Source organism: Lacticaseibacillus nasuensis JCM 17158 (genome assembly GCF_001434705.1).
Taxonomy (GTDB): domain Bacteria; phylum Bacillota; class Bacilli; order Lactobacillales; family Lactobacillaceae; genus Lacticaseibacillus; species Lacticaseibacillus nasuensis.
The window spans coordinates 137,422-150,897 of sequence record NZ_AZDJ01000003.1; the positions used below are offsets into that span (position 1 = coordinate 137,422).

At 56.1% G+C, this 13,476-nt stretch carries 15 protein-coding genes; 13 read left to right on the forward strand and 2 right to left on the reverse strand.

Annotated features, from left to right (window positions below; all coding sequences use genetic code 11):
* Positions 1–4: 4 nt before the first annotated feature.
* The 6 genes from FD02_RS02395 to FD02_RS02420 all read left to right on the forward strand — a co-directional run bounded on the left by FD02_RS02395 (position 5) and on the right by FD02_RS02420 (position 5,254).
* Positions 5–1,294 (forward strand): hypothetical protein, encoded by a 1,290-nt coding sequence (locus FD02_RS02395; RefSeq protein WP_056950128.1) that lies wholly within the window; start codon positions 5–7, stop codon positions 1,292–1,294.
* Between the two features lie 37 nt (positions 1,295–1,331).
* Positions 1,332–2,294, forward strand: coding sequence for a sugar kinase (locus FD02_RS02400; RefSeq protein ID WP_056950130.1), 963 nt, complete (start codon positions 1,332–1,334; stop codon positions 2,292–2,294).
* Positions 2,295–2,918 carry an orotidine 5'-phosphate decarboxylase / HUMPS family protein gene (locus tag FD02_RS02405; RefSeq protein ID WP_054721551.1) on the forward strand — a complete coding sequence of 208 codons (624 nt, stop codon included), beginning with the start codon at positions 2,295–2,297 and terminating at the stop codon, positions 2,916–2,918.
* Positions 2,915–3,457 (forward strand): 6-phospho-3-hexuloisomerase, encoded by a 543-nt coding sequence (gene hxlB, locus FD02_RS02410; RefSeq protein WP_054721554.1) that lies wholly within the window; start codon positions 2,915–2,917, stop codon positions 3,455–3,457. The genes FD02_RS02405 and hxlB overlap by 4 nt, the downstream gene beginning before the upstream one ends.
* Before the next feature lie 41 nt (positions 3,458–3,498).
* Positions 3,499–4,155: a bifunctional 2-keto-4-hydroxyglutarate aldolase/2-keto-3-deoxy-6-phosphogluconate aldolase gene (locus FD02_RS02415; RefSeq protein ID WP_054721559.1), complete on the forward strand. Its 657-nt coding sequence runs from the start codon at positions 3,499–3,501 to the stop codon at positions 4,153–4,155.
* Positions 4,156–4,270: 115 nt separating this feature from the next.
* The gene (locus FD02_RS02420; RefSeq protein ID WP_056950132.1) at positions 4,271–5,254 is read left to right on the forward strand and encodes a LacI family DNA-binding transcriptional regulator; all 984 of its coding nucleotides are present in this window, start codon (positions 4,271–4,273) and stop codon (positions 5,252–5,254) included.
* Between the two features lie 39 nt (positions 5,255–5,293).
* Here FD02_RS02420 and FD02_RS02425 read toward each other — a convergent pair whose 3' ends face one another.
* Positions 5,294–5,548 carry a hypothetical protein gene (locus FD02_RS02425; protein ID WP_056950135.1) on the reverse strand — a complete coding sequence of 85 codons (255 nt, stop codon included), beginning with the start codon at positions 5,546–5,548 and terminating at the stop codon, positions 5,294–5,296.
* Positions 5,549–5,909: 361 nt separating this feature from the next.
* Here FD02_RS02425 and spxB point away from each other — a divergent pair, with 361 nt between their 5' ends.
* On the forward strand, positions 5,910–7,748 hold the full coding sequence (gene spxB / locus FD02_RS02430; protein WP_082603276.1) for a pyruvate oxidase: 1,839 nt from the start codon (positions 5,910–5,912) through the stop codon (positions 7,746–7,748).
* 18 nt (positions 7,749–7,766) lie between these two features.
* Positions 7,767–8,561 (forward strand): FAD synthetase family protein, encoded by a 795-nt coding sequence (locus FD02_RS02435; protein ID WP_054721564.1) that lies wholly within the window; start codon positions 7,767–7,769, stop codon positions 8,559–8,561.
* Here the strand turns inward: FD02_RS02435 and FD02_RS02440 are convergent.
* Positions 8,536–9,384, reverse strand: a complete 849-nt coding sequence (locus FD02_RS02440) for a helix-turn-helix domain-containing protein (protein WP_056950136.1) — start codon at positions 9,382–9,384, stop codon at positions 8,536–8,538. The genes FD02_RS02435 and FD02_RS02440 overlap by 26 nt on opposite strands.
* 83 nt (positions 9,385–9,467) lie before the next feature.
* Here FD02_RS02440 and FD02_RS02445 point away from each other — a divergent pair, with 83 nt between their 5' ends.
* From FD02_RS02445 to FD02_RS02465, 5 genes are all read left to right on the forward strand, one after another.
* Positions 9,468–10,181 (forward strand): PAS domain-containing protein, encoded by a 714-nt coding sequence (locus FD02_RS02445; protein ID WP_054721568.1) that lies wholly within the window; start codon positions 9,468–9,470, stop codon positions 10,179–10,181.
* A complete protein-coding gene (locus FD02_RS02450) occupies positions 10,178–11,098 on the forward strand; it encodes an FAD:protein FMN transferase (protein WP_054721570.1) in 921 nt (306 codons plus the stop codon). The genes FD02_RS02445 and FD02_RS02450 overlap by 4 nt, the downstream gene beginning before the upstream one ends.
* A 196-nt stretch (positions 11,099–11,294) precedes the next feature.
* Positions 11,295–11,912 carry a PAS domain-containing protein gene (locus FD02_RS02455; RefSeq protein ID WP_054721572.1) on the forward strand — a complete coding sequence of 206 codons (618 nt, stop codon included), beginning with the start codon at positions 11,295–11,297 and terminating at the stop codon, positions 11,910–11,912.
* Positions 11,913–11,929: 17 nt separating this feature from the next.
* Positions 11,930–13,030, forward strand: a complete 1,101-nt coding sequence (locus FD02_RS02460) for an alpha-hydroxy-acid oxidizing protein (RefSeq protein WP_054721574.1) — start codon at positions 11,930–11,932, stop codon at positions 13,028–13,030.
* Between the two features lie 196 nt (positions 13,031–13,226).
* Positions 13,227–13,469 (forward strand): hypothetical protein, encoded by a 243-nt coding sequence (locus tag FD02_RS02465; RefSeq protein ID WP_056950140.1) that lies wholly within the window; start codon positions 13,227–13,229, stop codon positions 13,467–13,469.
* Positions 13,470–13,476: the final 7 nt, after the last annotated feature.

The window sequence follows — 13,476 nt, forward strand, 5'->3', positions numbered from 1 at the left end:
AGCCATGAGTTCAACAGTTATTGCGATTCTTTTATTAATCACCTTCGCCTTATTCATTGGCTACATCTTAAAAGGCGGGAACCTGATGATTGGGTTCTTCGTCATGGCGATCCTCTGGGCGGTCATCGGGCTGGTGCCATTCAACACCGCGATTCAAAAGATTTTTGCTGAACCGGCGTTGAACTACGGGCCAACGATCATCTACATCGTCTTTGGTTCCTGGTTCGGCCGCGTCTTGGTCGATTCCGGGATTGCCCCGGCGATTTCCGAGGCGACGAATAAGGTCGGCCGCAAGCAGCCTTTGTTGGCCGCGATTCTGGTCACCATCGTTACCGCGTTCATCTTCGTTTCTGCCTATGGGGTTGGCTCCGTCATCGCCATTGGGGTCATCCTGTTGCCAATCCTGCTGTCTGTTGGTGTGCCGCGTGACATTGCCGCTGCTGCCTTCTCGATGGCCATTGGTGCGCCAATGTACGTCAACGTTGTGCTGTACAACCAGATTAAGGTCTTCTTCCCGAAGGCCCCTTACAACAGCCACTACCTGCAATTCGGGCTGGTCGCCATGGTCGTCCAGCTGGCTGCCGTCATCATCTTCTTGTTCGTGATGCGCAAGCGCATCGACCCGTCCCACGCCGAAGAGAACCTTGAAGCCATCGGCGCGGTTCAAGGCGGCCAAGAAGTGAAAAAAGTTCCAGTCATCACCTACGTTATTCCGATCATTCCAGTGCTGATGAACATGCTGTTCCACTGGGATGCCGTTCCTGCCCTGACCTTGGCCACCATTTTGGCCATTCTGCTGACGGGCAACATGAAGAGCTACAAAGGCTTCGTCAAGTTCTTGAATGACACGGTGGCGCACGCCATTGCCGATATTGCCGGGTTGGTCATGTTCCTGATGTCCCTGGCGATGTTCACCGGCGCTGCTTCGCTGAACGCCGACAAGTTCAAGCCGATTTTTGAAGCCATCCTGCCAAGCAACCACATGGTCCTGGCGCTGGCATTAGGGGTCTTGGCCCCATTGGCGCTGTTCCGTGGCCCATTACACGTTTGGGGCGCCGGTGCGGCGACTGCCGCCGTGCTCAGTGGGACGGGGTTGTTCAACGATCCATTCCTGCTGCCATTACTGTATGTCCCAACGCTGATGGCCGTATCTGTTGATATTACCCAGTCTTGGAACGTTTGGTCTCTGGATTACATGAAGGTGCAGTCCAAGGACTTCCTGAAGTACGGGATTCCAGTGATGTGGATCGTCTCCATCATCAACGAATTCTTAGTCTACAAGTTCTTTGGTTAAACTCAGCTGAATTTGAATAGAAAAAGGAGAATGAACAATGAGTGAAGTTATTACGATTGGTGAACCGTTGACCACCTTTGCCTCCACCGAGCCCGATGTGCCGTTAGTTGATGTCGAAAACTGGAACAAGATCATGGGCGGCGCCGAATTAAACGTCGCGATCGGCGTCAAGCGCCTCGGCCATGACGTGGAATACATTTCCCGCGTCGGCCAGGATCCATTTGGCGAATACATCATCAAGACCATCAACCAGCACCAAGTGGGCACGACCTACATTTCGACGGATCCGGACTACTTTACCGGCCATCAGCTGAAGGCCTTGGTCACCAAGGGCGACCCGGCCACGTTCAACTTCCGTAAGAACTCTGCGGCTAGCCACCTCAGCCCAGAGGTCATCGACCAAGTCAAGCTCGACGACGTTAAGTTTGCCCACATGTCTGGGATTTTCCCGGCGATTTCCGACACCGCCGAAGCCAGCTTCCGTAAGCTGTACAAGCGCCTGAACGACGCCGGCATCAAGACCACCTTCGACCCGAACCTGCGCCCAACGTTATGGAAGAGCCACGACTACATGGTCAAGACCATCAACGAGTTGGCCGGCTATGCTGACATCGTGCTGCCAGGCGTTGAGGAAGGTAAGATTCTGATGGGTTCCGATGATCCGGAAGCCATCGCCGACTTCTACTTGAAGGGCGAGCGCACCACGACGGTCATCGTCAAGGTTGGCCCAGCCGGGGCGTATGTGAAGACCAAGGACGGTCAAAGCTTTACCGTTAAGGGCTTCAAGGTCGACAAGGTCGTTGATACCGTTGGGGCCGGCGACGGCTTTGCACTAGGTGTCATCACCGCCTTGTTGGAAGGTAAGTCCTTAAAGGCGGCCGTCTTACGCGGCAACGCCGTTGGGGCTTTGCAGGTCCAAACGCCAGGGGACAACGATGGCTACCCGACCCACGAAGGGCTATCTGCCTTTTATGCCAAGGAAGGCGTCAGTGAGGACTAGATGAAACTTCAAGTCGCAATCGACCGCGTCTCTTTAGACGCGGCTTTGGCGTTAGCCAAACAATTAGACCCAATCGTCGACATCATCGAATTCGGCACGAGCCTGGTGAAAGACTATGGCCTCATCACGCTGCGGGAGCACCCACTACACCTGACCCACGCCAAGCTGTTGTTGGACCTGAAAACCAACGACGAAGGGGCGTATGAGTTCAAGCAAGGCTTTACCACCGAGGCCGATATTTTGACGGCGATGGCTGCCAGCGCCAAAGCCACCTTGCAGCAGGTGTATGACGTCACCCAGCAAGCCGGTAAGGAACTTCTGATCGACCTGTTGGAGGTAGACCACGCGCGCATTCAAAGTCTGCTTGAGTTTGATCAGGCGATTTTCGGGTTGCATCACGCCAAGGACACCGGGACCGGGTTTGACGCCGTGGCGACGACCGCCCAGTTCCATCAAGACTTTCCGCAGGTGCAACGCATCGCTGTGGCCGGGGGCATCGATTTGGCCCAGGCCCAGGCGCTGGCCGCTCAAGGCATCGCCGAAACGGTGATTGTGGGCGGTAAGATCAGCGGCGCAAGCGACCCTGTCGCAGCAGCCAAAGCATTCATGGAGGCAATAAAATGACATTAATCGATGAAGTCGTCAAAGAAGTCGACACCGTGATGGGCATGGTTGATGAAACCCAACTCACCGCCGCCGAGCAGGTGATTCAAAAAGACAAGCGCATCTTCGTGCTCGGAGCCGGCCGCTCCGGCTTGATGGCCAAGGGTTTTGCCATGCGTCTGATGCACATTGGCTACACCGTTTATGTGATCGGTGAAACCATCACGCCGTCCATCCAACCCGGTGATGTGCTGGTCGCCGTGTCTGGTTCCGGTAAAACCGGCACTGTTCTCGAGCCAGCCGAAAAAGCTAAGGCTAATGGTGTCGCCGTCGTCGCCGTCACCAGCAAGGCGGACTCACCGCTTGGCCAAATCGGAGATGCCACGCTGGTCGTGCCAGGGGCCACTAAGGGCGGTGATGGCGTTAAGTCCATCCAGCTGCTCAGCACCTTGTTCGACCAAAGTGTGCACATCACCCTCGACGTGTTATGCTTGATGCTGTCTCGCCGCGACCACGTCTCTAACGACGCGGCCAAGGCGGAGCACTCGAATATGGAATAACCCGGTGACCATGACGTGGTCGCCTGAATCAGGAGGATATCGTGACTTTACAAAAATTTGAATCATTAACCAAGGTCGTTGACGCTGGCGTGGTTTCCGTCGTGCGCGGCGCGACCAAAGAAGAAGCTTACAAGACGGCCGTAGCCTGCATCGACGGCGGCGTGAAGGCCATCGAGTTGACCTTTACCGCCCCGCACGCCGATGAGATCATCGGCGAACTGGTGGCGGAATACAAGGATGACCCGGCGGTTGTCATCGGTGCCGGCACCGTGTTGGATCCGGCCACGGCGCGCATCGCCATCATCGCCGGGGCCCAGTTCATCGTTAGCCCAGCCTTTAGTGCCGATGTCGCCAAGCTTTGCAACCTCTACGCGATTCCTTACGTCCCAGGTTGCATGACGCCAAACGACGTGCAGGAAGCGTTAAGCTACGGCGCAGACGTGATCAAGGTCTTCCCAGGCTCCGTCGTTGGGCAAGGCATGGTATCCGCGTTGCACGGACCATTCCCACAGGCCAACTTGATGATCACCGGTGGCGTCAACTTGGAGAACATGCATGAATGGTTCGCCAAGGGCGCCACGGTGCTAGGCGCTGGCAGCAACCTCACTGGTCCTGCTAGCAAGGGCGATTTTGCCGCCGTCACGGCGAACGCCAAGGCGTACCGCGCCGAGATTGCACGGATCAAGGGCAACAACTAGTCACCAAGTCGCGGCAGCCGAATGGTTGCCGCGTTTTTTATTTTTGCGCGACTGGCGGGCATCACCGCGGTCCGTTTGGTAGAATTAACCCAGACTCTCAGTAAGGACGATCAGGATGGAAAAACGAACTTCCGCAAACATTAAAGACGTGGCCGCCTTAGCCAACGTCTCGACGGCGACGGTTTCCCGGTACCTCAATGGCAACCTTGCGCGTATGTCGACCGCTACGGCCGAACGGGTCAAAGACGCCATTGAGAAATTAAAATACGTGCCGAACTCGGCGGCCCGGCAAATGATCACCAAGTCCAGTCAATTGGTGGCCTTGATTGTCGCCAACACCGACGACTATTTTTCCACGGAGTTGTTCAAGGGCATCAGCTCGATTCTTGAAACCAGTGGCTACGTGGCGACCATGTTTGACTCGGACTCCGACATTCACCGCGAGCAAAGCCTGTTGGCGACGGTGAATCGACACACCTTCGACGCGTTAATCGTCCAGCCATTCAGTTCGCCGGCCGAAATCACCGATATTATGCGGCGGGATATTCCGATTGTCATCGTCGACCGGGAGACGCCGGGCTCGCCTTGGCCGCAAGTCGTGACCAATAACTTCGAGGCCGCGCGCGAGGCGACGACGTATTTTGTCGACCAAGGTTACACCCACTTCATCGTCTTAACGTCGGAGCTTGATGCGGCGACCAACCGGCGGGAACGTTACCGGGGGATACTGGCTGCGGCTAGCCACGTTGACGTGGTGGAGGTGTCCGAATCGTCCTACAACCACAAGGCGGTACATCAGCAACTAACCACGCTGCTGACCGCCAGCAACGAGCGCACCGTCATCTTTGCGTTGAAGGAACGCTGGTTGCTCGAGTTTGTGCCGAATTTGGTGTTGCAAGGGTACCTGGACAACACTCGGGCGACGGCCACCGGCTTCGCCGATACCAGCACGGCGCGGCGCTTGGAGCCGCGCATGAAGCTCATCTCTCAGGATCCATTCCTGTTAGGGGCCAGTGCGGCCGAGGTGATGGTTAACGAGTTAACCGGCCACCCGGAACGTAACCGCCCCGTCGTGATCGTCCCAGCAAAATTTGGCTAACAAAAATGCGTCGCTGCGTGCGACGCATTTTTCGTGTAATTAGCCGGCCAGTTCGCTGGCGCGGGTGTATAACTCACTCGCTTCGGCCACGGTCAGCGGCCGGCCCAGCAAGCGCGGCAGGTCGTCGATGGCCTTGGTCTGTTCGATGAAGCCGGCGATGGTGAGGCGATCCGGTGCGTCTTGATGCCACACCATAAGCCAGCCTGGGGCGGCGTAGCGCCGGTTGTCGGGAGAAATGTAATAGTGATCCAGCCAAATGCCGGAGTGCTGGTGGGAACGAAGTGTTGTCGCCATGACGAGCCTCCTGAAGAAGATGTATCCTCATTATACGAACATACGTTCTAATTTGCAAGCGGCGGTTCTTGATAATGGCGAAAAGGTCGGGGTGGCAGGTACAATAGGGGTGGCGATAGGTCGTCTTTTGCCGTTATTGGTACAGATTTAGGTGATTCATCACCATCTGATACAGGATAGTGTGGCATCACCAACGAATGACTAGTACAGTTCGGATATTTTTACGCAACAAAGAGGATAGATTCAGCTATTCTTGAATCTCTCCTCCGGCCATATAATTAATCTTGTAAAGCGGTTACACAAACGCTGCAATCGCTATCCGTGCGCCAACGCGCACACCACAATACGGGAGGGAAACGTAATGGCTCAAACAATTTCAGGCTCCGAGGCCATGCTGAAGGTCATCGAATCATGGGGTGTTGATCACATCTATGGTTATCCTGGTGGCTCCTTCGACTCGACGATGAATGCCTTGTACAACCGCAAGGATACCATCAAATTTATTCAGGTTCGGCACGAAGAGGCTGGTGCCTTGGCCGCTTCCGCTGACGCCAAGTATTCTGGCAAGATTGGTGTCTGCTTTGGCTCTGCCGGCCCCGGTGCCGTTCACTTGATGAACGGCCTGTACGATGCCAAAATCGACCGCGTGCCGGTATTGGCCATCGTGGCACAAGTACCATCCAAGAACATGAACATCGACTTCTTCCAGGCGCAAAACGAGGAACCGATTTTTGACGACGTGGCGGTGTGGAACCGGACAGTCATGACGGCGCAAAGCCTGCCAAAGGTCATCGACGAAGCCATCCAAGAAGCTTATGAAAAGAAGGGTGTGGCCGTCGTCACGGTTCCTAAGGACTTCGGCTGGGCGCAGATCAAGGACAATTATGTCTCTAACGCCAACACCCAGATCAAGCCTTATGCCATCAAGCCGGATCCGGTTCGCATTGACGAAGCGGTGCGCTTGATTGCCGCAGCCAAGGGCCCAATGATTTACTTTGGCCAAGGCGCAAAGCACGCCCGCAAGCAATTGATCAAGGTATCCGAGAAGCTGAAGATGCCAATGGTTTCTTCCGTGTTAGCCAAGGGGATTCTCGATGAAGACTATCCGGCTTACCTCGGGTCCACTGGCCGGGTCGCACCAAAACCAGGGGTTGAAGCGGCGATGGCTGCAGACTTAATCCTGTGGGTCGGCAACGACGTCCCATTTGCCAGCATGCTCTTCAATCCGAAGGCCAAGGTCATCCAGATTGATATCGAAAGCACGAAGCTTGGCAAGCGTCGGCACAATGATGTCGCCATCCTGGCCGATGCCAAGGAAGCCTTAAAGGCGATTTACAAGGCGAGCGAAACTCGCGAGCCAACACCGTTCTACACGGCTTGCATCGAAAACAAGAAGAACTGGGTCAAGTGGCAAGACAGCTTCAAAGATTCTGATGAATTGCCAGTTCGCCCAGAGCCAATCTTCGACGTCCTGAACAAGGAAGCCAGCGATCAGGCGGTCTTCGCGGTGGATGTCGGCAACGTGAACATTAACTTCGAGCGCTTGATTGACATCAAGCACACCCAGAAGTGGAGCACCAGTGGTAAGTATGCGACGATGGGCTGGGGCGTGCCAGCGGCGATTTCTGCCAAGACCTTGTACCCAGACCGCGACGTTTATGCCCTGTGTGGTGACGGTGCGTTCGCCATGTTGTGCGAAGAGATCCTGACCCAAGTGAAGTACAAGCTGCACATTGTCAACGTCGTCTTCTCTAACGAGACGCTGGGCTTCATCGAAGCTGAGCAACGCGACGACAGCCACCAGCCACTGTCCGGGGTCGACATTCCGGATACCGACTGGGCGAAGGTCGCAGAAGGTATGGGCGCGAAGGGCTTCACCGTACGGACGAAGGCAGAGTTTGCTGACGCCATCGAAGCGGCCAAAGACACCGACCTGCCGGTGGTCATCGATGTGAAGTTTACCCACAAGATGCCATTCACGACTCAGCACATGTTCATCGACCCGGCTTACCAGGATCAAAAGGACATTGACGAGTTCGTCGACAAGTATGAAGCACAGTCCCTGCGGCCATTGCGGGCGTTCTTAGCGGAAGCTAAGGCGGCCACCACGCCAGCACCAGCGCCAGCAAAGCCGGTGCAGGCGACGAAGCCGTTCAAGGCCACTAAAGCGCAAAAGAAAGCCAAGAAGAGCCACAAATAAACGAACAGGAGGCCCAGCATGGACGTAATCACCCGAGACGTCAATCAGTTTAGTTCCTTGACGACCACGCCTTGCGTCCTCGCATTGGGCTTCTTTGATGGGGTGCACCGCGGCCACCAACAGGTGATTGCCACGGCGCGGCGCCGTGCGCAAGCACTGCACCTCCCGCTTGCCGTGATGACCTTCGACGTGCACGCGTCGCAAGTGATCCGCACGCCGCGTAGCGATCAATTTCGCTACCTCACCACCGTCACGCAAAAAGCCGCGCTCATGGCGCGGCTAGGGGTGGCCCGGTTATACGTGATTCACTTTACCCGTGCGGTCGCCGCCATGTCTGCCCAGGCATTTGTCGACCAAGTAATTGCGCCAACGCTTGCCCAAGTCGTCGTTGCCGGGTTTGATTACACCTTTGGGGTGGGCGGCCAGGCAACCACCGCGACCCTCATGACGCTAAGCCGAGGGCGCTTCGAGGTGATTACCGTGCAACCGGTGACGGTCGGCGCGTGGAAAATCAGCTCAACTCGCATTCGCGACTTGATTGGGGCCGGGGAGATTACCACAGCGGAAACGCTGTTGGGGCACCCCTTAACCATCGCGGTGACTGGCCATGGCAGGGAACTAGTGCCCGAGTTGGCGAAGCAACAACTACCGCCGCCAGGTCGTTATCGGGTCACGGCAGGGCGCCACCGGGCGTTCACGCTGACGGTCACCGACGCTAATGAGTTGGTGACAGGTCAAGCGTACACTGGGCCGTTGACCTTAGGCGGCTGGGCGCGGCTCGCTGGTGTCAGTCGTGCGTCTGCACTCGGTTGAACCGTTGGCGGTAAGCCGACGGCGTCAACCCGGTGAACGCCTTGAAGTGGCGATCAAAGCTGGCCGGGCTTTTGTAACCCAGGTTGGCGGCGATGTCATTAATGCTTTGATTCGACAGTTCCAGCAGCTTTTTTCCTTGGTTCATGCGCACGAAGCGCACCTCTTCGGAGAACGGTTTTTGGAACAGCTGGTGACACAGCCGCGAGAAGTAATTGACCTCGTAGCCAAAGTGCGCGGCCGCGTCGCTTAACGTGACGGTGGCGAGATTGGCCATGACGTAATTCAAGATGATGCCCGCTTGGCGATCCTTCGGTGTGAGCCGTAAGTCGGTTTCCGGGAAGTCTGATTCGATGATCATCATGGCGTTTAAATCCGCGCGCGACAGCTCCGTGATCAGTAAATGGGCGATCATGGATTGCTCATACTCCACCAGTGCATCTTGCGGCGTCACTGCCGCGAGGCGCACGAGTTGGTCACAGTAAGCATCGATGATATTGTGGGCAATGCGTCGAAAAATGACGTGTGCCGTATCCCGTGTTTTCAATAAACTGTTGATAATTGTGTTTGGCCCGTATACCGCATCACTTGGCAGCGGCTGGATGAACAAGCGGGCGTCAAGCCCAGCTGGCGTCAATGGCTCCAGCGTCACCGGCCCTTCTGCTCGTATCAGCGCAATGTCGCCGGCACGTAGCGAAGCGGTTTGCCGCTCCAGTTTCAACTGGCAATCGGATCGAATTTGTAGAATCGAGAATGGAACATTGGCGTCGCGACCGCTATTCGTGGTCAGCTCTACGGCGGTGTTACCTGAATATGCCTGATACATGACGTGGCCTCCTAATCAAGTTCAGCATAGCTGAACGAGGCGGACTCGGCAACTGGTTGGGCTCACGAAAGGAAGAATGAATTATGGCAGAACAACCAAGCTACGATGGGGTATACATCACGTTTCCGACTGGGAAACTGTCCCTGATTGAAGTTCAACAGATTTTTAGCACCATTCCCTTTGAAGTCGATTTAATCGACCACACCGACCACTTTACTTGGTACTCCAATAAGCCGAACCGCGAGCACGTCCGCACGGTGGATCAACTGAACGAGACGGTTGAGGAATGCCACCCGAAGAAGGTTTGGCCAATTGTCAAAGGCATTATCGACAGCTTCAAGGATGGCTCTCGTGACTCAGTGAGTCGGCCGCTGTTCATGAAGGGGCACCGTGTCTTGATTCAATACTACGCGCTGCGCGATGTCGACGGTTCATACCTGGGCACCATCGAATTTACCGGCAGTGTCGAACACATTTTGACTGCTTATGAAAACGGCGGCTGGTCCGATGCATCCAGTGGCGCTTCCAAGGCTGACGGAACGACGGGGACAGATGCCGATTCCGGCGCCTCTGAAGAAGAGGCTGCCCCGGCAGCAGCGCCTGCGACGGACGCCACCAGCGGCGCTTCTGAAGAAGAGGCCGCCCCGGCAACACCAGCTGCCCCTGCAGTTGATGCGACTAGCGGTGCTTCTGAAGAAGAAGCCGCGTCGGCAGCCCCTGCGGCTGATGCGGACACCGGTGCCTCTGACGCCCCGGCGAACCCGAGCAAGCCTGGGCCATTTACGTACGACCTATGATGACGAAACGCACCAAGACTGGTCACGCCTTAGGCACGCGCATTGTGCTGACGGTGTATGGCGAGCAAGACGAAGCCGCGCTAGACGCGGCTTTTACCTTAATTGAATCAGAGGAAGACCGACTGACCGTCAATCGCGATGTGTCGGAAGTGATGAGCGTGAATCATGCCGCCGGCCAGACCCCGATTGTCGTGTCCAGCGCTACCTATCGCCTCATTGCCCAGGCGGTTGCGGCTAGCCGCGAGAACTTCGGGTTTAACGCCTTAATCGGGCCCTTGGTCAAGCTGTGGCATATCGGTTTTACCGGTGCCCATGTGCCAACTGCTGATGCAATCGCGGCGAAAATGGCGTTGATCGATCCTGCCGGTGTGGCACTCGACCCGGCGAATCACAGTGTTGCGTTGATGCATGCCGGTATGGAACTTGACCTCGGCGGCATCGCCAAGGGCTATATCGCGGACCAAATCCGCAGTTTATGGCGGGCCTATGGGGTCGCTGCGGGAATTATCGACCTTGGTGGCAACTTGCTGTTCGTCGGAGATTCGCCGCGGCGGACCGATGGCAAATGGGTGATCGGGGTGCAGGATCCGGCCAAATCTCGGCATACCGACCTCGGCGTGGTCGTGCTACCGGCCTGCTCTGCGGTCACCAGCGGGATCTACGAACGTTTCTTGGAACTCGATGGCCATCGCTACCACCATCTTCTGGATCCGCGAACCGGGTCGCCACTAGAAACCGAGTTGGCCGGGGTGACTGTGTTTACCCAAGACTCGATTCAAGGCGAGCTTGAGGCCAAGCGGCTTTTCTTCCATGGCGGGCCCGTGCCAGGTTGGCGGGATAATCCGCAAATGCTCGGTGCGGTATTTGCCTTTCAAGATGGGCACGTGGAAACTGATGGCTTAACGCTGACAAAATAACATTGAGGCCACGAATGGGAAGATTACCCGTTCGTGGCCTTTTCGTTTGCTCACCCGCCGATGGCCTAGGATAGATATCGATGTAACAATGGATAGTTTCGCCTATTCATCACCCGCCATAGGAGGCCTACAATACAATACATAAGCGCTTACATAATTGTTTTGACCATTAATGTCATATTGAGGAGGAGTCAAAATGGTAGATGCCTATCCCTATATCGCCGAAGCGGCCATCAAGTTTCCCACCGGGCGGCTGAGCCTGGTCGAAATTCAACAGATTTTTCAAACCATCCCATTTGAACTGGATTTGATTGACCAAACGGATCGCTTCGTCTGGTTTTCCAATCAAAAGCAGCGACTACATCCCCGCACCGTCGCGACGCTGGGGCAGACTGCACAGGAAGCTCATCCAGCCCAGGCATGGCCAGCAGTGCGCGCCATCATCGACAGCTTTAAGGCCGGGACGCAAGACGCGGTGAGCCGCCCCGCAACGGTGAACGGGCAGCGCGTCTTGATTCAGTACTTTGCCTTACGCGATCCATCGGGCGGGTACCTAGGGACGTTGCAGTTTACCGGTAGCATCGAACCAATTCTGGCGGCTAAAGAAGCCGGTGGTTGGGCAGATGGTGACAGTGCCGCTAGCAGCCCGGCTGGTAGCGACGCGGCCAGTGGTGCCTCGGTGCATCCAGCCACTGGCGTTGCGGCTGATTCTGGCGTAATAGATGGGGACACCGGCGCGTCAACTACGACGCCGGCTGGCCCCGCGAATGATGCCGGCGTAGCAGATGCCGATACAGGGGCCTCTGAAGAGTAGGAAAGAAGGAAAACAGCATGACATACACACCAGATTTTGGGAGTGTTCAGCCGATTGACGTGCTGAACTTAAAGAGTTTGGAAAAACGCGCAGAGGCGGTGATCGGGCGGGGCGAGTTCGGCTACATCTCCGAAGGCTCCGATGATGGCTACACGAAGGCGCGAAATACGACGGCCTTTAACGACGTGCAAATGTTGCCGCGGGTGTTGCAAAACGTGGAAAACCCCGATCAGTCAACTAAGTTCCTCGGGAGCTCGTTGGCTAGTCCCTTGATGACCGCGCCGATTGCTGGCAACACCTTGGCCCATTCTAGCGGCGAGCTGGGTTTGGCGCGCGGTGCCAAGGAAGCCGGTATCATGATGGCGCAAAGCACCTTCGCCTCCAAGACAATCGCGGAAACTGCTCAGGTGTCCGATGGCGCACCGTATATGTTCCAGTTGTACATGCCAAAGGACTGGGGTTATTGCAAGTACTTGCTGGACGAGGCGCGCAACGCCCACGCTAGCGCGATTATCCTGACCGCAGATTCGACACTTGGCGGGTATCGTGAACTCGATGTCATCAACCACTACCACCTGAAGGGCAAGATTGCGAATCTAGCCGGTTACAATACCGGGGAAAGCGGCGCCGGCGCGGGCAGCCTGTTCAAGGAATCCATGCAGAAGCTGAACCTCGGTTTGATTGACAAGCTTGCCGATTATTCTGGCCTGCCGATTTTTATCAAAGGGATTCAAACGCCGGCAGACGCGGCTGCCGCGATTGATGCCGGGGCAGCGGGCATCTATGTGTCTAACCACGGCGGTCGCCAGCTTAACGGTGCCCCTGGCTCCATCGAAACGCTGCCAGGCATCGCCAAAGTCGTTGATCACCGCGTGCCAATTATTTTTGATGGTGGTGTGCAACGGGGGACGCACGTGCTCAAGGCCTTAGCGCTCGGGGCGGACCTGGTTGCGGTGGGCCGGCCATTCAGCTATGGGTTAGCCCTTGGTGGCTGGCAAGGCGTGAAGAGCGTCGCGGATCACCTGAAGATGGAAATCTACATCGCGATGCAGTTGACCGGCTGTCAAACCATCGCCGACGTGAAAAAGATGCACGTCACCTATGATTTCTCCCGGTAGGTTTCACGTGGAACTAATCGATCCTTTAAGTCAGGCGCTAGCCCACGCGGCGTTAGTCTGATCGATAACGAAAAGTTGTCGTGAGGCCAATTCTGGCGTTGTGGATAACGCCTGTTTTTGATAGAATAAAAAGGGTTACATTTTTTCGGGGTCGGGTTAATTAAATAACTGATTTCGCCTGGAGGGGACCATTTTGATGAGACAAACACTAGGCAAGTGGGGCATGGCTTTGCTCCTGCTGGTCGGGCTCATCCTGACTGTTGGGGCGGTAACGCCAGCACCGATGCAAGCCGCGACCACCGACTCGTATGTGGCAGGCAAATCGCCGGCTGGTACCTATCAAGTGCCGTACACCGTGAACAAGGCGGGTAAAGACACACCTTCGCTGGCCAATAGTTTCTTTTCCGGCGTCGCAACGGTGGTTGTGACGTCGGGGTAACCGACGA